The organism is Pseudomonas capeferrum (genome assembly GCF_000731675.1).
Classification (GTDB): Bacteria; Pseudomonadota; Gammaproteobacteria; order Pseudomonadales; family Pseudomonadaceae; genus Aquipseudomonas; species Aquipseudomonas capeferrum.
Genome location: NZ_JMIT01000002.1, coordinates 57,642 through 76,341 on the forward strand (window position 1 = coordinate 57,642; position 18,700 = coordinate 76,341).

An 18,700-nucleotide genomic window follows, 5' to 3' on the forward strand; every position below is an offset into this window, starting at 1 on the left:
ACAGCCCCGAGACGCATCAGCGTTGTTTACGCATACCCATGTGCGCATCATCCATCAGCGCCTTGGCCATTTCGCAAAGAAAGTGCGAAGCCCAGACCAGCACAGGTTCGTCGTCCATCACACCGATGAACGATGCCCGTCGTGAGCAATCCAGCAGCAGCGAGGCCTGCTCGATGGCATGGTTGCAGCAGTTGCCGGCTTCAACGCGAAACAGGCGCTTTCCCTTTATCACGCCGTCCATGCACGACGCTGAACCTACGGTCAAAACGAGCGTGCCGGTGCCTTCTGGTATTGTCTTGTCCATTTCAAATCCCCTTGCGCTGTCGCGCAGAAAACAACCTTTGCATTCGAGTTGACGACCCAGTGGGCGCGGGTTACCCGCGAAGGGCTGCAAGGCAGCCCCGGCACGGGTGAACGTCAATGCAACGTATGCATCTGCGGCCGTTGCGTCAGTTGCACCTGCGCAACCGCCGATTCCAGCAATGAGCGCACGGCCTCCATCTCGTGCATGACTGCCAGGGTCATGATCGAGGCGGGCGACTTGGGCAGCGTGGAGACGGCGTGATGGGCGACTGCCAAGGCGCAGAGTACGTACTCCGTGGCCTGGATCAGGGTGTCTTCGAGGTAATGAGTGGCATCGGGGGAGCAAGGTGGGTCGGGGACGATCTTGAGCATGACAACCTCCAGACAACATTAAAGTCGGACCGTCGCCAAATCACTTGCAGATGAATGGGTGGCGGCTACGTGCGGGCCTGCAAGACCGGACTTGGAGGTCAATTGCCCGGCTGGCCCGAGGGCCACCCACACGCAGCCACCATTGAGCAAAGCCAACAGCCACTGAGACCAATCCAAGCTACGGGCTTGCAGACCCGGTCGTTGAATATGCAACGACCCAGCGAGACTAGGGGGCTCAGCTTTCCATCGCAATGACGCAATGGCCTGCAAAGGGTTATTCAGAAGCGTCCTACAAGGAAGAGCCAAAATCTGATTATTCATATGTGCAAGTCCTGTTCATGCGCACATGGTTCCCTATCGGCCGTGTTCAAGGCACCGATCGATTGGATACCCCTGGCCCTTGGCGCCGTGCGCCCCACCCAAGGCAAAACCCTGGCCGTGATGCAGGTATGCGGCGGCTCGCAGTCGTTCAAACGACAGCGGCCGCATGAAGCCATCGCCGTATAGCGCCGAACAGCTTACCGCGCGGGTGAACCAGTGTTCGATCTGAGCACCTGGTGTTTGCAGGGGCTCTGGCCTTGACGCCCCCTGCGGCGCCCAGTATTTTTTCAGCCCCTTCCTTTTCGGCTACCTCTGCTGTGCACCGCCCAGGCGTTAAATCGCGAAGCGGGCATTCATGATGCCGACACTTATACGGTCGCCACTCAATGGCGTGCCGCTATCCGTCATCAAGTGCAAAAGGTTGCTTCCATGATCATTCGTCAGGCCAACGCCGCCGACCACTCGCTGCTGCTCGACATCTGGCTGCGCGCCGTTCGCGCCACTCACCATTTTTTGCAGGCATCCGACATAGACGCGCTGCTACCGCAGCTGCGCGACGTTTACCTACCCGCGGTCGAGCTGTGGGTTGCAGTCGATGCTGACGACTGCCCGCAGGGCTTTATCGGGCTGAATCAGCACCATGTGGAAATGCTCTTTATCGATCCCGATTTGCGTGGGCAAGGCATTGGCCGCGCGCTCCTGGATTACGCCCGCAGTTCGCGCAGCGCATTGAGCGTTGATGTGAACGAGCAGAACCCCGAGGCCGTGGGGTTTTATCTGCATTACGGGTTTGTGCAAACGGGGCGCTCTGCGCTGGATGGCGAGGGGCGGCCATTTCCGTTGTTGCATATGAGCTTGCCTGGCTAGGCAACTGGCAAAATCGTTCCTGCGCCAGGACGCAGGGACGATTTCCGGCATCGCGGTCCGAGCACCAAAAGGCAGCCCTGACAACTCCGATAGTCATTGGTTCCGGGGGGATTTGTGGATACAATTTCCGGCTGTCGCAGAAAAACAAACCGGGATCTCGATGTCTACTATCAGGGTTGATATACAAGTCTTACGCGGGCTTGCCGTCTTATTCGTCGTTCTAGAACACTTGGCTATCCCGGGATTCCACTATGGATATCTGGGCGTAGACATATTCTTTGTCATCTCTGGCTTCTTGATTACATCCATAGTTTCAAGAGGACTAGCGCGCGATAAGTTCTCCTTCAAAGAATTCTATCTTCGCCGCGCCAAACGCCTGCTGCCTGCTTCGTTCGTAACGATCCTTGCAACTATCATTGCGGCGAAACTCTTCCTGCCACCCATGCAGATTGAATCGCTGAAGCAACAGATCATCGGTGCGCTGACCTTCTCCACAAACTTTGTATTGCTGAGCCAGGCGGGTTACTTCGACCTCGAGTCTGCGACCAAGCCCCTGCTGCACATGTGGTCGCTCGCGGTTGAAGAACAGTTCTACTTCTTTGTCCCAGCGCTGCTGGCCTTCACCCCGGCCAGGCATTGGCGCAAGATCCTGGTGGTGCTCGCCATCGCCAGCTTCGTGGGCTGCCTGTACCTGTCCTTGAGCAACCAGTCGGCAGCGTTCTATCTGCTCCCGACCCGAGCCTGGGAACTGCTGATCGGCAGCATCGCGTCCATGCTCGTGCACAGCGCCTCCGTCAAGAACGTCACGTCGAAGCTGGCAATTCCGGCATTCGCCGTACTGCTGGCATCGCCCTTCTTCAACTCTGGCCTGTCGCACCCTGGCCTTGACGCAGTGGTGGTTTGCTTCGCTACTGCCATCGTTCTTCTGGCGAACCACCGACTGATCAATAGCAAGGTTTGGTCACCCATCGAGAAAGCGGGCGACATTTCCTACTCCCTGTACCTGGTTCACTGGCCAATCATCGCGATCGCGAACGCCTCAATCGGCACCGAGAGCATGACGGTGAAAGCGACCCTGCTAGCCGCTTCGTTGGTCACGGCCATCGCACTGTACAACCTGGTGGAAAAGCCTTTCCGGGTTATGCAGTACGACTTCAAGCCATCGCTGGTCGTCTTCCCTGCCCTTACCCTGGCACTGTTCGGCCTTTCGCATTCATTCCTCAAGGTCCAGTCGGCGGAGAAGATCGAGAAGCTGTTCGCACCGAACTACGGCCTTGACCGGTCCTGCGGCACCAACATCTACAAAGACACCGAGAAGTGCCGGACCTCGCAAGATCCGAAGATCATCGTGTGGGGCGATTCCTATGCAATGCACAACATCCCTGGACTGTCGCAAGCGCAGAAGATTGACATCCGCCAAGCCACCCGCAGTGCCTGTGCGCCCTTCCTGAACACAGCGCCCAATACCAAGCGCAGCGACTTCGAAGCGCAAGCGCGTCAGTGCGTTGGCTTCAATGACAGCACCTTCAAGTTCATCAGCGACACCCCGTCGATCAAGACCGTTATCCTGGCCGGCTCCTATGGCCAATACATGCAAGACACCTTCGAGTCGATTTCCTTCGACACCAGCGGGGTAATGCAGATTGAAAAGTCGACCCCAGAGCGCGCCATGAAGGATATGCAGGTGGTCGTCGAGAAGCTGAAGGCACTGGGTAAACAGGTAGTCATCATTTCTCCGCCACCCCCCATCAACACCACCATCGTGAGCTGCATTCAGGCCGAAATGGCCAGTCCATCGCTCACCAATCAATCCAGCAAATGCCTGCTCGACAGGAAGCTGTTCGAGCGCTCCCACAAAAATGTGCTCAACCTGATGAAGTACGCCGAGACTAGCCTCGGTGCCAAGGTGATCTACCTGTCCGACGCACTCTGCGATGCCAAGTCGTGCAAAACCATCATCGATGGCGTGCCGATCTACCGAGATCCAGGCCACCTGAGCAATACCGGTTCTGTGAAGCTGTACCAGAAAATGCCTAACATCCTTGCCGGCATCAACAGCAATAGCTAACGGCAGGAGGTAGGTTAGATTGCATGCGGCGCCTGGCCTGATCGACGGGCGCCGCAGTGATTTCAGCTCGCCCGCTCGATCATCGCCTTAGTTTCGACTTCGCTATCGCACCAGGTTCGTACAGCTTGGCCTCTCGCGTCCGCTTCCCGGCCTGGGCCGGGCTCTTGCGATCGAAGGTCTGGCTTTCCTGATAAACTGCCTCCACTTTCTTCATGATTCGGATCTGGGCTGTGAAGCCAGATGCCCCGTCCTTGCGCCTGCGCTGCGTGATGGTTCCCATGGATTTGCGCCATGGCTGATTTGCTAAATAGTAGCAACGGCTGTAGCAAAACCAGCAAGAGCCGGAAAAAAGCGGCAACAAACAGAGACCCCTAAATGCTCCAGAAACAAGCAGAAACCCCAGCAAACCCAGGCGATACGGTAGTTAGGAGGTTTTCTGTCGCACCCATGATGGACTGGACAGACCGCCACTGCCGCTTCTTCCTGCGCCTGCTCTCCAAGCACACCCTGCTCTACACCGAAATGGTCACCACCGGCGCCCTGCTGCACAACGACGCCCACCGTTTCCTGCGTCACGACGCGTCCGAGCACCCGCTGGCCCTGCAACTGGGTGGCAGCGTGCCGGCTGACCTGGCGGCCTGCGCGCGCTTGGCCGAAGAGGCCGGTTACGACGAGGTCAACCTCAACGTCGGCTGCCCGAGCGACCGGGTGCAGAACAACATGATCGGCGCCTGCCTGATGGCCCACCCGGCGCTGGTGGCCGATTGCGTGAAGGCCATGCGGGATGCGGTTTCGACGCCGGTGACGGTGAAGCACCGCATCGGCATCAATGGCCGTGACAGCTATGCCGAGCTGTGCGACTTCGTCGGCCAGGTGCGTGAGGCCGGGTGCCGGAGTTTTACCGTGCATGCGCGGATCGCGATTCTTGAGGGGCTGTCGCCCAAGGAGAACCGTGAGGTGCCGCCGTTGCGCTATGACGTGGCGGCACAGTTGAAGGCGGACTTCCCGGACTTGGAGTTTGTGCTCAACGGGGGGATCAAGACCTTGGCGCAATGCCAGGCGCACCTTGAAACGTTCGACGGGGTGATGCTGGGGCGTGAGGCGTACCACAACCCTTACCTGCTGGCCGACGTGGACCAGCAACTGTTTGGCAGCGAGGCGCCGGTGGTCAGCCGCAGCGAGGCGTTGGCGCTGCTGCGGCCTTATATCGTGGCGCATATGGACAGTGGTGGGGCAATGCACCACATCACCCGGCATATTCTGGGGCTGGCCCAGGGGTTCAAGGGCGCGCGGCGGTTCCGGCAGTTGCTGTCGGCGGATATTCACAAGGCAGCGGAGCCGTTGGCGGTGTTTGATCAAGCGGCGGAACTGATGGAGGGGCGTTGAAAAGGCGCACGCGTTCCCAGGGCACTTGGGGTGTGGCACTGGCGATTTTTGCTCCGGTCGCCATCATCCTGTTGGTGGCCTCGCAGTACCCGACCATGATCGAGCGCAGGGTTGAAGCGAGGAAGGCGCAGGCGCGGGCGGCACAACCAGCACCTCGGCCTGCGGGGACCACGCTGGAAATCATCATGCCCGACGGCAAACGGCTCCAGGAAGGGGAATCCGGCACCTTGGGCGAAGCGCTGAAAAGCAGATAGTCCAGCAGACTTGGGAACCTCGCGGCGGGAGGGGACTCGAATCATCACCTTTCGCAGCCCTTTCCGACCGGCCCGATGCCCCGGCAAGGCCGCTTTGCACGCCCGGCTTCGACGGGCCTTGAGCGGCCGCCGGGGCTCGGGTAATGTCGAGTCATTGCACAGGACAGAGCACGCCCATGACCTCCAAGCTGGAACAACTCAAACAGTTCACCACCGTGGTCGCCGACACCGGGGACCTGGACGCCATCACCCGCCTGAAACCGGTCGATGCCACCACCAACCCGTCGCTGCTGCTCAAGGCGGCTGCCATGCCCGGCTATGCGGAACTGCTCAAGCAGGTGAAGGGCGATGCCAACGGCGATGTGGACCTGGCCTGCGACAAGTTCGCGGTGGCGGTGGGTTCGGGCATTCTGAAGGCCATCCCTGGGCGAATCTCCACCGAAGTGGATGCCCGCCTGTCGTTCGATGAACCGGCCCTGCTGGCCAAGGCCCGTCAGTTGATCGCGCTGTACGACAAAGCCGGGGTCGGCAAAGACCGCGTGCTGATCAAGCTGGCCTCCACCTGGGAAGGCATCCGCGCCGCCGAGAAGCTGGAGAAGGAAGGCATCCAGACCAACCTCACCCTGCTGTTCTCCTTCGCCCAGGCTCAGGCCTGCGCCGATGCCGGGGTGTTCCTGATTTCACCGTTCGTGGGCCGTATCTACGACTGGTACAAGAAAAACACCGGCAAGGAGTACGTGGGCGCCGAGGACCCGGGCGTGCAATCGGTCACGCGCATCTACGACTACTACAAGACCAATGGCTACGACACCGTGGTCATGGGCGCCAGCTTCCGCAACATCAGCCAGATCGAGCAGTTGGCAGGCTGCGATCGCCTGACCATCAGCCCCGAGCTGCTGCAGCAACTGAGCGATGATCAGGGCGAGCTGCCACGGGTGCTCAAACCGGGCAACGCTGGCGAGGCCAAGCAGGTGTTGAGCGAGAGCCAGTTCCGCTGGGCGATGAACGAAGATGCCATGGGCACCGAGAAGCTGGCCGAGGGTATACGTCAGTTTGCCCGCGATCAGGAGAAGCTGGAGAAACTGATGGCTGAAAAAGCCTGATACATATTAGGTTTGCCTGACGGGCGGGAAATGCTCAGCATTTTCCGCCCGTTTTTGGTTTGGCGCTGAATAGCGCCAGGCTTCAGAGGTATTTTGAATTCGATGGCCTATTCGCGGGCAAGCCCGCTGCCACCGGTGCAGTGCTGTCGCTGCACCGGTGGATGGGCTGCCTAGCCAACAGAGCTGTTGATGACCTCATCCCTACCCCTCGTTCTTGCCGGCCCGGTACTGCGCCGGCTAGAGCCCCAGCGCCTGGCCATCTGGCTGGTCGCCACGCAACCCTTGCAACCCGAATTCACCCTGGACGGCGCAGCGCGTACAGCCAACGCCACTTGCCAGGTTATCCCGATAGGCCAGCACGCGTTTATCCACTTGCTGGATATCCACTTCGCCCAGCCCCTCCCTTGCAACCAGGCGCTGGGCTATGACTTGCGCATCGATGGCCAGGGCATCGCCGAGTGGGCACCCCACCTGCTCTACCCAGGCTGCCAGCGCCCAAGCTTTGTGCTGCGGGACCGCCTCGACCATTTATTGCATGGTTCTTGTCGCAAGCCGCACCACCCTGCCGCGGATGGCCTGCTCTGCGCCGACCGTTTGCTGGCACAGTGCGAACAGCCCGAACAGCGCCCTGCCGTGCTGCTGATGAGCGGTGACCAGGTGTATGCCGACGATGTTGCCGGCCCCATGCTGCGGGCCATCCATAGCCTGATCGAGCGCCTGGGGCTGTTCGACGAACAGCTCGACGGTGCGGTGGTGGCCGACAGCACAGCGCTGTACCAGCACCCGGCCAGCTATTACCACCGTGCAGACTTGCTGCCGGCCCAAGAACAGAACGAAAGCCTGCGCGAGCGCTTTTTCGGCGGCAAACGCAAGCCGATCTTCTCGTCCAGCAATGCCGACAACCACCTGGTCACCTTCGCTGAAGTCATGGCCATGTACCTGCTGGTATGGTCACCCGAGCCTTGGCGCCTGGTGAACCTGGACATGCCCGCCGGGCTCACTGATGAGCGCCAGGCGCGGTATCGGCAAGAGCTGCCACTGATCGAGGCCTTCGCCAGCAACCTGGGCCAGGTGGCACGGGTAATGGCCCACCTGCCGTGCCTGATGATCTTCGATGACCACGACATCACCGACGACTGGAACCTCTCGGCACAGTGGGAAGAAACCGCCTATGGCCACCCCTTCTCGCGGCGCATCATCGGCAACGCGTTGCTTGGCTACTTGCTGTGCCAGGGCTGGGGCAACGACCCGGATGGCTGCGCGGGGCTGGTCGAGCGCTGCCAGGTGCTGACAGGTAAAACGCTAGACAGCCAGGCACAGGACGAACTGATCGGCGAAGCGTTGCAGTTCCAGGGCTGGCAGTACAGCTTGCCCAGCAACCCGCCGTTGCTGGTGCTCGACACCCGCACCCGCCGCTGGCGCAGCGAAAGCAGCCTGGCCAAGCCATCCGGTCTGCTCGACTGGGAAGCGTTGAGCGAGCTGCAGCAGGCGCTGCTCGATCATCCCTCGGCGATTATCGTGTCACCCGCGCCGATCTTCGGGGTAAAACTGATCGAAACCGTGCAGAAGGTGTTCAGTTGGCTGGGCTACCCGTTGCTGGTGGATGCCGAGAACTGGATGGCACACCGCGGCGCGGCGCAGGTAATTTTGAATATCTTCCGCCACTCGCGCACGCCGGGGCATTACGTGGTGCTCTCCGGCGACGTGCATTATTCATTCGTGTATGAAGTACTGATTCGCCATCGCCAGCGCAGCCCGCACTTGTGGCAGATCACCAGCAGCGGCATCAAGAACGAGTTCCCCAGGCGCCTGCTCGATGTGCTCGACCGGCTGAACCGTTGGCTGTATTCACCACGCTCGCCGCTCAACTGGTTTACCAAGCGGCGGGAGATGGAGGTGGTGCCGCGTACGCCCAACCATAGCAAGGCGGGGGAACGGCTGTGGAATGGTGCGGGGTTGGGGCAGGTGTTCTTTGATGAGCAAGGGCGGCCGGCGCGGGTGTTTCAGCTGGATGCCGGTGGGCGGGAAGTGACAGAGTTCGTTGAGCCGGAATAAGCGATGGTTTTAACCTTTACCGACCTCTTGGCGGGGTAAGCCCGCTGCCACGGGCCGGTAAAGGCAATGAATCAGGTGCGCTCTAGCGCATTCACCAGGTCATGGAAGGCTTCACGGTTGGAGTCATTCAAGCCCATCAGGATCTTGTGCGCCTCCAGCACCTTTGACCGCACCACCTCTTCGTTCTGGTCCTGCGACGGCAGGTCGGTCAGGCACTCCGGGCACGGTATCGGACGATCGACGATGTTGAACACCTGATCGAAGCCCATCGACTGCAGCAACCGGGAAATATCCGGGTTGGTGGTAACCACGGTCGGCAGCAGCCCAACCTTCTGGCGCGACAGGATCGACAACTTGGCCAGCAAGCCCAAGGTGGTGCTGTCGATGCTCTCGGTTTCAGTCAAGTCGATGACGATGGCCGAGAAATTCAGCGCAGTGAAGATTTTCTCGATCGTCGCATCCAGCGCCGAACACAAGGTCAGGCGCACTTCACCGACGAATTTCAGTACAAAGGTACCGCTTTGCTCGGCGAACTGAATTCTACCGGTACTCATTGAAGGTTCCTGCTCAACACCAATAGGGCGATATCATCCGGCATCTCCCCAAGCGTAGCCAATCCAAATCGTTGGCGCAGCCCATCCAGGCTGCCACCCGCTGCCTTGACGATTTCTGGCAAGGCGGCTTCTTTATCTTTGAGCGTGTCACCCGGCAAAAGGTCCAGAATGCCATCGGACATCAAGCTGAGGCTGAACACAGGCGGCAGCTCCACCACCAGGTCCTGGTAACTGGCCTCGTCGAACAACCCCACCGGCAGGCCGCGGCCTTCCAGGTAGCGGGTATTGCCCGGGGTGTACAGCACCGGCAGCGGCAAGTGGCCGCCCACGGCATAGGTCAACAGGCCGGTGTCTTCGTCGATGACACCGCCGACCATGGTCACATGCTTGCCCAGCTTGCAGTTGATCAGCCCGCGGTTGATGTGGCTGAGCACTTGCGAAGGCTTGAACTCGCGCATCTTGCTGCCGCGCTTGAATTCGAACAACAGGCGCGTGGTCATGAACTTGAGCAGCACCGTGACGAAGGCCGACGACGCGCCATGCCCGGAGACATCGGCGAGGTAGAAGGCGATGCGGCGGTCATCCACACGGAAGTAGTCGGCGAAGTCACCCGACAGGTACAGCGACGGGATGATCTGGTGCTCGAACGCGAACTCGCCGGCTACCCAGGGGCTTTCCGGCAGCATGTTCATCTGCACCTGCCGACCGGCGGTCTGGTCCTCCTGCAGCAGGTGCAGGCTGGCTTCAAGCTCACGGTTGGCCGCTTCGAGCTTGTCGCGGTAGCGCTGGTTTTCCAGCACCAGGCGCGAACGGTCGAGCGCCCGGCGCACCGAATGCTCGAGCACGGCAAGGTCTTCCAGCGGCTTGATCAGGTAGTCGGCAGCGCCCAGGCGCAAGGCCTCAACCGCATCGCTCATGACGCCGGCACCGGACACCACGATCACCGGCAATTGCGGCGCGCGCTCGCTGATCTGGCGGATCAGTTCGAGCCCGCCCATCTGCGGCATGCGCAGATCGCAGATCACGAGGTCGGGCTGGTGTTCTTCGAAGACCTGAAGCCCCTGCTGGCCATTACCGGCCTGGAGGACGCTGAAACCACTGTCTTCAAGATAGGCGGCGAGGCTCGCACGGACCACGTCGTCGTCATCGATGATCAACAGCGTTGCACTGGTTTTCTGCATGTGGGCGAACGGCGCCGATTTGGGTTGGTGCAGCGGTGTCGGCAAAGCTGACGGCCAGCTACGGGAATACTCTGTGGTAACACTCTACTTGAGTTGTAGGACAAGAAGACCCGCCCGGCAACTATCAGCGCTACCCTGTAAGGCGCAGACGGTACTCCCATCCGCCAGGCGTTTCAAGCGTACGAGGGTCGACCTCGCTGCTCTTTACAGGCCAAATCACCGGGAGTTATAAGAAAGCCGACCCGTGCAACCCAAAGGGAAGGATGCAGCATGCCTCAGACGCCCTCCAACCACAGCGAAAAACGCGATTTCATCCGCATGCGCATCGATACCGAGGTGAGCCTGCTGCACGAAGGCCAGGTGATTGCGGCGGTGTGCCTGGACCTGTCCAGCGGGGGCATGCAGGTGCAGGCGCCGCAGCGCTTTCAGGTGGGGGATACGCTTGAGGTGCGGATCGATTCTGATCACCCGGCGCTCAAGGGCTTGCACGCCAGCACCGAGGTGGTGTGGATCGCCGATCAGCCCGATGGGCAGCAGAAGTTCGGCCTGCGCATCCTGGCCATGCATTGACGCGGGGGCTGCAGGGCAGCCCCTTGTTCAAGAATCAGAAGTCGTCTTCGACTTCGCCGTCCTTGACCTTGAACTCGCGGTTCTGCAGGTAGGCGTTGCGAATGAAGATGTACTTGTCGCCCTGAATCAGTTTTTCCGCCGGCAGCAGGCTGGCGCGGGTATCGATCACGTCCAGTGCAAAGATCGAGTTGCGCGTCGGCACATGGTCGATATAGCGGTAGGGCTTGGTGTAGCTGTCAGGGTACTTGGCCAGGCCATCACGCACGGTGCTTGGGCCCAGCAACGGGATGACCACGTAGGGGCCGCTGCCCACACCCCAGTAACCTAGGGTCTGGCCAAAGTCCTCGTCGCTACGCTGCAGGCCCATCTTGGTGCCGACGTCGAAGAAGCCACCGATGCCGAACGTGGTGTTGACGATCAAGCGTGCGGTGTCCACCCCTGCCGCATGCGGCTTGAGCTGCAGCACGTTGTTGACCAGGTTGGTCACGTCGCCCAGGTTGCGGAAGACATTGTGGATGCCGTCTTCGAGGAATTGCGGCGTCACCGCCTCGTAGCCCTTGGCCAATGGCTTGAGGGCATAGGTGTCGACGGTATCGTTGAACCTGAAGATCGGTCGGTTGACCGCCTCCCACGGGTCGTCCTCGGTGGCCGCCTGGGTAGCCGCCACGGGCGCCAGCAGCAAGCTGGCGCAGACACAGGCCTGGGTGACTCGCTCGATCACACCGGCACCGATCCTACGCATAGATGTCTCTCCATCGAATTTCTTGGCCGCAGCCGCACCGGGCGCGCTGCTGGTAAGGCGCAAGTATAAGGGCTTACGGGCTGATCACCAGCATTACACATTTTTGCTCAAGATTTTGTGAGCGCATGTTGCACCGTCATCGCCCAGTAACAATGGCGGCATAGCCTGCGGACTATTTCAGGGAAGTTGCCATGCACGATGCATCCGCCTTCACTGCTGTGCTGTTCGGCCTGCGTGGCTGCCTGGTCCAGGGGGCGAACGGCAACCCGCTGCCCGCGCCCGGCGCCCTGGCAACACTCGCCAGCCTGCGCCAGCGCCAGGTGCCCTGCATCTGGCTGGACGACCTGAGTGCCACGCAAGGCAAACGCCTGGCCAACGTGCTGCCCGACTGGTTGCCGGGGCATTCGGTTAATGGTGTGCGCTGGCCGGCACCGAACGCCTGCTGGCAGGCACTGATGGCGCTGGACAGCGCGCGCCTGGATGGCTGCGTACTGGTCAGTGGCGAACCGGCGCTATTGCAATCGGGCCTGAACGCCGGCTTGTGGACCGTGGGCCTGGCCGCCTGCAGCCCTTATTGCGACCTCAGTTCCCGCCATTGGCAAGCCATGAGCCAACAGGAACGGGACCTGGCCCGCGGCAAGGCCACCCTCGAACTGTTCAGCCTGGGCGTGCACTCGGTGATCGATCACCTCGAAGCGCTGGACACCTGCCTGCAGGACATTGCCCAACGGCGCCGCAAGGGTGAAAAACCCTGATACAGCACCTTTGATGCGGATCATGCAAAGCGGCTGCGAGTGGATTACATTGAAAGCAGGCCAGAACCTTTGCCGCTTCGCTGAGGTCCATGCCTTGCCAAGCCATTGATGGAGAAAAGCCAATGCCTGCCCGCGAATTGCAAGAGCGTCTGAACAGCTTGCGCGAGCAACTGGACCGGAACGTACCGCTTTCGGAAGAAGAGCTGGCCGCCCTGCATGAGGAAGCCAGACAGATAGAAGCGCAACTGAAGCTTGAAGAAGCCACGCCGGACAACAACCTGGTGGATGGCGTGAACCTGGCGATTGAACGCTTCGAGGCTGATCACCCCGACCTGACCGCCACCCTGCGCAGCATTGCCAACTCGCTGCACAGCATGGGGATCTGAAATAGCAAGGGCCGTTTCTCGGCCCATTCGCGGGGCAAGCCCGCTCCCACAGGCTATTGGCTGTACTTGAGGGCAGCGCGGTACCTGTGGGAGCGGGCTTGCCCCGCGAATGGGCCGAGAAACGGCCCCCGTCATGTCAGAATTACTGACGCACCAGGCGCACGTTATTCGGGCTGATCGCCCCGGTGCTACGATACGGGTTGATATCCAGCCCCCCTCGTCGCACATACCGCGCATACACCGTCAAATGCTCAGGCTGCAGCAGGTTCTTCAAGTCCAGGTAGATCCGCTCCACGCACTGCTCATGGAAGTCGGCATGCTGACGGAAGCTGATCAGGTAAGTCAGCAGGCTGGCATGGTCCAGCGCCCTGCCCTTGTACTCGACCACGACGCTCCCCCAGTCCGGTTGACCGGTGACCGGGCAGTTGGATTTGAGCAAATGGCTGTGTACGGTCTCTTCCACCACACGCTCCGGGTTGCAGCGCAGCAGCTCCGGTTGCGGCTGTTCATAGTTGCTGATGGCCACATCCAGTGCATCGATGCACTGCCCCGGCAACGCCACCACGCCCTGGGCCTCGACTTCAGCCAAGGTGCGAACCTTGACGCTGACCGGCTTGCCAGCGGCTGCCGACAAGTCCTTCTCCAGGCAAGCCTGCAGCTCGCCAATCGCGGCGAACACCGTCTGGTTCAGCGAGTTCAGGTACAACTTGAACGACTTGGACTCGATGATGTTCGGCGAATCGGCAGGGATGGCGAACTCACCGATCGCTACCACCGGCTTGCCCGAGGGCAACAGCCACGACAACTCGAAGCAGTTCCAGTAGTCCACGCCCTGCCATGGCAGGGTCTGGGCAGTGACGCCCAACTCGGCCCACTTGGCAGTACGCGGGATCGGGAACAGCAGCTCAGGGGAGTAGGTAGCGATGTATTCGCTGGACTTGCCCAGCGGGGAGTGTTCGGCGGCGGGATGCATGGAAACTGACCTGAAGGTTCGAAATACCCCTAGTCTACCGTTTTTACCGCCCGCCTTGCAGGGCAAGTCACTCGATGGTCAGCGGCCCGACCATGCCGGCCTGGTAGTGCCCCGGCACGTTGCAGGCGAACTCGATGGGCGCCGACTGGCGGAAGGTCCAGGTCAGCTCGGCACGCTGGCCCGGTTGCACCAGCACGGTGTTGCCCGCGTCATGGCCATGGTCTGCGTGGCCCATCTGGCCGTGGTCCATGCCCTCGTGGTGCATGCCTGCGGTAAACAGCTTGCCCTGCATGGCGATCATCTGCTTCTGGTGCTCCGCGTGCATGGCCTTGTCGCCCAGGTTGAACTCGTGGGGCAACTTGCCTTCGTTGATCAAGACAAAACGCACAGTTTCGCCAGCTTTGGCGTGCAGGCGCTTGGGCTCGAACGCGATGTCCTTGAGCACGACCTCGACCGTGCGGGTAGCCTTGGCCGCCGGGGCCGGCTCGCCGAAGGCGAAGCTTTTGCCACCGTCAGCCAGGGCGGACAGGCTTACCAGGGCAAAGGCGGCGGCGATGAACAGGTGTTTCATGATGACTCCAAAGCTTACAGCGGGGATAAGGCCACTTTAGAAAAGGCCGGCTGGCAACTACCTGACAGGAAGATTACAACTTTGTCAGCTTGGGCGGCGCTTGGGCGGCCCTTGATATAGTCACGTATCATTTCAGTCATCACACCGCCCGCACAGGGCTGCCTCCCGATAGTGTGGACACCGCATGAAACTGTTGATCGTCGAAGACCAGGCCCGCACCGGCCAGTACCTCAGCCAAGGCCTGAGCGAAGCAGGCTTTGCCACCGAACTGGCGGCCGATGGCGAAACCGGCCAGCACCTGGCGCTAAGCGGCGATCACGACTTGTTGATCCTCGATGTCATGCTGCCAGGCCGCAACGGCTGGCAGATTCTGCAAGCCGTGCGCCAGGCCGGCCTGGACACACCTGTGCTGTTCCTCACCGCCCGCGATGCCGTCGAGGACCGCGTGCACGGCCTGGAGCTGGGCGCGGATGATTACCTGGTCAAGCCGTTCGCCTTCTCCGAACTGCTGGCACGGGTACGCAGCCTGCTGCGCCGCGGCGCCAGCCCCAGCCTGGACACCACCTTGAGCCTGGCCGACCTGCGCCTGGACCTGATCCGCCGCCGTGCCGAGCGTGCCGGCCAGCGCATCGACCTCACCGCCAAAGAGTTCGCCCTGCTCGAACTGCTGCTGCGGCGCCAGGGTGAGGTGTTGCCCAAGTCACTGATTGCCTCGCAAGTCTGGGACATGAATTTCGACAGCGACACCAATGTCATCGAAGTGGCGATTCGCCGCCTGCGCCTGAAGATCGACGACCCGCATGCCAACAAGCTGATCCACACGGTGCGCGGCATGGGTTATGTACTGGAGGAGCGTCAAGATTGATGCGCAGGCTTTCCCTCGGCAGCCGCCTGGCGCTGCTGTTCGCGGCCTGCACGGCTGCTGTTTCGCTGGGTGCCGGCATCCTGTTCAACCGTGCCAGCGAACAGCACTTCATCGAGCTGGACCAACAACTGCTCGAATCACGCCTGTCGCTGTTTCGCACGCAACTCGCCGGTGTCGCCACACCCGCCGAGCTTGCGGCCCGGCTCCCGGCCCTGCGCGATGAGCTCAGCCACCAGGCTGACCTGGCCCTGCGCATCAGCGGTAAAGACGGCACACCGTGGTTCGACAGCCGCACGCAGTTGCCCGACACCACGCCGCCCTCCGGGCTTGCGACCTTGCACACGGACGGCACCGACTACCGCAGCCTGGCCATGCCCCTGAAGCCGGCCGACCCGCAATCCGCGCAGCTGACGCTGTACCTCGACATCACCCACCATCAACATTTTCTGCAGGGCATGCAGCGCTTGATCTGGCTCACCGTCGGCCTCTCGGCCCTGGCTACGGCGCTGCTCGGCGCCTGGGCCGTACGCCGCGGGCTGCGGCCCCTGCGGCAGATGGGCCAGGTCGCCGCCAGCGTGTCGGCACGCTCGCTGACCACCCGTTTGCCAGTGGCGCAGATGCCGGAAGAACTGGCCGAACTGGCCACCACCGTGAATGCCATGCTGCAACGCCTGGACGATGCCTTCCAGCGCCTGTCGGCGTTCTCGGCCGATATCGCCCACGAACTGCGCACGCCGCTGTCCAACCTGCTGACCCACACCCAGGTCACCCTCACCCGTCCGCGCAGCCTCGAAGAGTACCGCGAGGCGCTGCATGGCAACCTGGAGGAACTGCAATGGATGGCACAGATGATCAACGACATGCTGTACCTGGCCAAAGCCGACCACGGCTTGCTGGTGCCCGGGCAGGCTGCGCTGGCCTTGCACGAGGATGTGGATGCGTTGCTGGAGTTCTATGCCCCGCTGGCCGAAGACTCTGATGTAAGGCTGTTGCGCGAAGGCCAATTGCTGCTGCAGGGGGACCGCCATATGCTGCGCCGGGCACTGTCCAACCTGCTCGACAACGCCTTGCGCTTTACCCCGCCGGGTGGGCAGGTACAGGTGACGTTGGGGCCGGGGTCACGGATATGCGTGGCCAATACCGGGGCTGCGATCGAACCGGCTGCATTGCCACGCTTGTTCGATCGGTTCTACCGGGTGGACCCGGCGCGACGGGAAGGCAGTAGCGAGCATGCCGGATTAGGGTTGGCGATTACCCGCTCGATCGTGCAAGCGCATGGCGGCAGCATTTCTGCGACGAGTGAAAACGGCTGGACGCGCTTTGTGATCGAGCTGCCTGAAGGTCGGTGACCGAGGGCGCAATGCGCCCCCAAACGCTCAAACAGCCCTCAAACCGCCAAGCCAATCGCCGGCTGCACCTGCGATGCCCGATAAGCCGGGTAAATAGTCGCCAAAAAGCTCATCACCAACCCCGCCGCACAGATCATCGCCACATCCCCCCACTGCAGCTGCGAAGGCAGGCTGCTGATGAAGTACACATCCGAAGTGAAGATGTGCTGGCCGCTGACTCGCTCCAGCCAGCCCACGATCTGGCTGACATTGAACGCGGCAATCACCCCCAGCACACCCCCGATCAACGTCCCCACCACACCGATCAAGCTACCCTGCACCATGAACGTGCCCATGATCTGCGCAGGCGTGGCGCCCAAGGTACGCAGGATGGCGATATCCGGCCCCTTGTCGTTCACCACCATCACCAGCGTGGCAATGATGTTGAACGCCGCGACCGCGATGATCATCATCAGCAACAGGCCGATCATGGTTTTTTCCATCTTCATGGCGCTGAACAGGCTGCCCTGGGTATGCGACCAGTCATCGGCGCGGTAGGCATCACCCAGGCCCGCGACGATGGCCTTGGACACCTGCGGCGCCGCATACAGGTCATGCAGCTTCAGCCGCACGCCCTGCACCTGGCCCGGCGCCCAGCGCTGCATTTCGCCCGCATCGGCGACGTGAATGTAGGCTTGCGAACCATCCAACTCGGCGCCAACCTTGAAGATGCCGACCACCGTCAGGCGCTGCATGCGCGGGGTGATGCCACCCGGTGCCTTGCTGATTTCCGGCACGATCAGGGTCAGCTTGTCGCCGGTGTTCAGGCGGAAACGGCGCGCACTCAGCTCACCGATCACCACGCCGAACTCACCCGGCTGCAGGTCTTGCAAACGGCCCTGGACAATATGCTGGCCGACAATGGAGACCTTGCCTTCCTCTGCCGGGTCGATGCCGCTGACCTGGATCGGCTGCATCGCGCCCTTGTACGAGAGCATGCCTTCCATCTCGGTGATCGGCGCGGCGGCCATCACTGCCGGGTCTTTCAGCGCGGCATCGGCGACCGTGCGCCAGTCGTCCAGCGGCTGCACGCCCAGGATGCTGGCATGCGGCACCAGGCCAAGGATGCGCGAGCTCATTTCACGCTGGAAGCCGTTCATTACCGACAGCACCACGATCATCGCCAGCACGCCCAGGGACAGGCCGATCATCGAAGTCATCGAGATGAACGAGATGAAATGGTTGCGGCGCTTGGCACGGGTGTAGCGAGCACCAATGAACAAGGGCAAGGGTCTGAACATGTAAAACACCCAATGAAAGAGTTGCGGGGCGGCTCAGGCCACCCCGTGCAGGCGGCTCAGATCGCCACCAGGTGACCGTCGTCGAGTTTAAGCACGCGGTCCATCTGGCGCGCCAGGTTGAGGTCGTGGGTTACCACCAGGAACGCCGTGCGCGAGGCGCTGGACAGCTCTTGCATCAATTCCTGAATACCCTGGGCGGTGTGGTGGTCGAGGTTGCCGGTAGGCTCGTCGAGCATCACCAGGCCCGGGCGGTTGACCAGTGCACGGGCGATCGCCACACGCTGGCGCTCGCCGCCGGACAGCTCGGCTGGCTTGTGCGTGAGCCGGTGGCTCAGGCCGACCCGCTTGAGCAGCGCCTCAGCGCGCTCACGGGCTTCCGGGATTGGCGTGCGGCCGATCAGCAGCGGCATGCAGACGTTTTCCAGCGCGGTGAATTCCGGCAGCAGGTGGTGGAATTGATAAACGAAACCCAGTGCCCGGTTGCGCAACAGGCCACGCGCACGCTCACCCAGGGCCGACAGTTCCTCACCCGCCAGCCAGACGCTGCCCTGGGTGGGCGTGTCGAGGCCGCCAAGCAGGTTGAGCAAGGTGCTCTTGCCAGAGCCCGAGCTGCCGACGATGGCCACGCGCTCACCCGGGTGCAGCTCCAGCTGCAGGCCCGACAGCACCTGTACCGACTCCGGGCCTTCGTCGTAGGACTTGCCCAGGTTGCGGCAACTCAGAACGGCTTTATCACTCATGCGCG

Annotated in this window: 21 protein-coding genes and 1 pseudogene; 12 read left to right on the plus strand and 10 right to left on the minus strand. The window is 61.5% G+C overall.

Annotation, left to right across the window (positions count from 1 at the left end):
• Positions 1–16: 16 nt before the first annotated feature.
• Entirely contained in the window at positions 17–304 is a 288-nt protein-coding gene (locus tag PC358_RS12775) for a DUF3077 domain-containing protein (RefSeq protein WP_033700367.1), read from the minus strand.
• Positions 305–417: 113 nt separating this feature from the next.
• Positions 418–675 carry a hypothetical protein gene (locus tag PC358_RS12780; protein ID WP_033700369.1) on the minus strand — a complete coding sequence of 86 codons (258 nt, stop codon included), beginning with the start codon at positions 673–675 and terminating at the stop codon, positions 418–420.
• A gap of 345 nt (positions 676–1,020) precedes the next feature.
• Here PC358_RS12780 and PC358_RS28420 point away from each other — a divergent pair.
• From PC358_RS28420 to PC358_RS12795, 3 genes and pseudogenes are all read left to right on the plus strand, one after another.
• Positions 1,021–1,146: pseudogene (locus tag PC358_RS28420) on the plus strand (arsenical resistance protein ArsH); the annotation flags it as partial.
• A 279-nt stretch (positions 1,147–1,425) separates the two neighbouring features.
• Positions 1,426–1,863: an acetyltransferase gene (locus tag PC358_RS12790; RefSeq protein WP_033700370.1), complete on the plus strand. Its 438-nt coding sequence runs from the start codon at positions 1,426–1,428 to the stop codon at positions 1,861–1,863.
• A gap of 160 nt (positions 1,864–2,023) precedes the next feature.
• A complete protein-coding gene (locus PC358_RS12795) occupies positions 2,024–3,931 on the plus strand; it encodes an acyltransferase family protein (protein ID WP_077068556.1) in 1,908 nt (635 codons plus the stop codon).
• A 79-nt stretch (positions 3,932–4,010) separates the two neighbouring features.
• On the opposite strand, the gene PC358_RS12800 is transcribed toward PC358_RS12795, so the two are convergent.
• On the minus strand, positions 4,011–4,211 hold the full coding sequence (locus PC358_RS12800; protein WP_033700373.1) for a hypothetical protein: 201 nt from the start codon (positions 4,209–4,211) through the stop codon (positions 4,011–4,013).
• A 95-nt stretch (positions 4,212–4,306) separates the two neighbouring features.
• Here PC358_RS12800 and dusA point away from each other — a divergent pair, with 95 nt between their 5' ends.
• The 4 genes from dusA to PC358_RS12820 all read left to right on the plus strand — a co-directional run bounded on the left by dusA (position 4,307) and on the right by PC358_RS12820 (position 8,729).
• Positions 4,307–5,317, plus strand: a complete 1,011-nt coding sequence (dusA, locus tag PC358_RS12805; RefSeq protein ID WP_050506119.1) for a tRNA dihydrouridine(20/20a) synthase DusA — start codon at positions 4,307–4,309, stop codon at positions 5,315–5,317.
• 32 nt (positions 5,318–5,349) lie between these two features.
• Positions 5,350–5,571: a hypothetical protein gene (locus PC358_RS12810; protein ID WP_227696913.1), complete on the plus strand. Its 222-nt coding sequence runs from the start codon at positions 5,350–5,352 to the stop codon at positions 5,569–5,571.
• Between the two features lie 176 nt (positions 5,572–5,747).
• Positions 5,748–6,674 (plus strand): transaldolase, encoded by a 927-nt coding sequence (gene tal / locus PC358_RS12815; protein WP_033700376.1) that lies wholly within the window; start codon positions 5,748–5,750, stop codon positions 6,672–6,674.
• 189 nt (positions 6,675–6,863) lie between these two features.
• Positions 6,864–8,729, plus strand: coding sequence for an alkaline phosphatase D family protein (locus PC358_RS12820; protein WP_033700378.1), 1,866 nt, complete (start codon positions 6,864–6,866; stop codon positions 8,727–8,729).
• A gap of 71 nt (positions 8,730–8,800) precedes the next feature.
• Here PC358_RS12820 and rssC read toward each other — a convergent pair whose 3' ends face one another.
• On the minus strand, positions 8,801–9,283 hold the full coding sequence (gene rssC / locus PC358_RS12825; protein ID WP_016500715.1) for an anti-sigma factor antagonist RssC: 483 nt from the start codon (positions 9,281–9,283) through the stop codon (positions 8,801–8,803).
• Positions 9,280–10,464 (minus strand): two-component system response regulator RssB, encoded by a 1,185-nt coding sequence (gene rssB, locus PC358_RS12830; protein WP_027596602.1) that lies wholly within the window; start codon positions 10,462–10,464, stop codon positions 9,280–9,282. Before rssB ends, rssC begins: the two co-directional genes overlap by 4 nt.
• 270 nt (positions 10,465–10,734) lie before the next feature.
• Between rssB and PC358_RS12835 the strand changes: the two genes are divergently transcribed.
• Positions 10,735–11,034, plus strand: a complete 300-nt coding sequence (locus PC358_RS12835; protein WP_033700379.1) for a PilZ domain-containing protein — start codon at positions 10,735–10,737, stop codon at positions 11,032–11,034.
• 34 nt (positions 11,035–11,068) lie between these two features.
• On the opposite strand, the gene PC358_RS12840 is transcribed toward PC358_RS12835, so the two are convergent.
• On the minus strand, positions 11,069–11,776 hold the full coding sequence (locus PC358_RS12840) for an MlaA family lipoprotein (protein WP_033700380.1): 708 nt from the start codon (positions 11,774–11,776) through the stop codon (positions 11,069–11,071).
• A gap of 191 nt (positions 11,777–11,967) precedes the next feature.
• Between PC358_RS12840 and PC358_RS12845 the strand changes: the two genes are divergently transcribed.
• A complete protein-coding gene (locus PC358_RS12845; protein WP_033700381.1) occupies positions 11,968–12,531 on the plus strand; it encodes an HAD superfamily inactivated hydrolase PcrP in 564 nt (187 codons plus the stop codon).
• Between the two features lie 122 nt (positions 12,532–12,653).
• On the plus strand, positions 12,654–12,917 hold the full coding sequence (locus PC358_RS12850; RefSeq protein WP_003248815.1) for a DUF4404 family protein: 264 nt from the start codon (positions 12,654–12,656) through the stop codon (positions 12,915–12,917).
• A gap of 142 nt (positions 12,918–13,059) precedes the next feature.
• Here PC358_RS12850 and queF read toward each other — a convergent pair whose 3' ends face one another.
• Complete coding sequence (gene queF / locus PC358_RS12855) at positions 13,060–13,890, minus strand: NADPH-dependent 7-cyano-7-deazaguanine reductase QueF (RefSeq protein ID WP_033700383.1); 831 nt, start codon at positions 13,888–13,890, stop codon at positions 13,060–13,062.
• A 67-nt stretch (positions 13,891–13,957) separates the two neighbouring features.
• A complete protein-coding gene (locus PC358_RS12860) occupies positions 13,958–14,461 on the minus strand; it encodes a cupredoxin domain-containing protein (protein WP_033700384.1) in 504 nt (167 codons plus the stop codon).
• Between the two features lie 184 nt (positions 14,462–14,645).
• On the opposite strand from PC358_RS12860, the gene cinR reads away from it, so the two are divergent.
• Complete coding sequence (gene cinR, locus PC358_RS12865; RefSeq protein WP_033700385.1) at positions 14,646–15,326, plus strand: two-component system response regulator CinR; 681 nt, start codon at positions 14,646–14,648, stop codon at positions 15,324–15,326.
• Positions 15,323–16,675 (plus strand): heavy metal sensor histidine kinase, encoded by a 1,353-nt coding sequence (locus PC358_RS12870; RefSeq protein ID WP_033700387.1) that lies wholly within the window; start codon positions 15,323–15,325, stop codon positions 16,673–16,675. The genes cinR and PC358_RS12870 overlap by 4 nt, the downstream gene beginning before the upstream one ends.
• 38 nt (positions 16,676–16,713) lie before the next feature.
• Here the strand turns inward: PC358_RS12870 and PC358_RS12875 are convergent, their stop codons facing one another.
• Both PC358_RS12875 and lolD read right to left on the minus strand, forming a co-directional pair.
• Complete coding sequence (locus PC358_RS12875) at positions 16,714–17,955, minus strand: lipoprotein-releasing ABC transporter permease subunit (RefSeq protein ID WP_033700388.1); 1,242 nt, start codon at positions 17,953–17,955, stop codon at positions 16,714–16,716.
• 56 nt (positions 17,956–18,011) lie between these two features.
• Entirely contained in the window at positions 18,012–18,695 is a 684-nt protein-coding gene (lolD, locus tag PC358_RS12880) for a lipoprotein-releasing ABC transporter ATP-binding protein LolD (protein ID WP_177326495.1), read from the minus strand.
• Between the last annotated feature and the right edge of the window lie 5 nt (positions 18,696–18,700).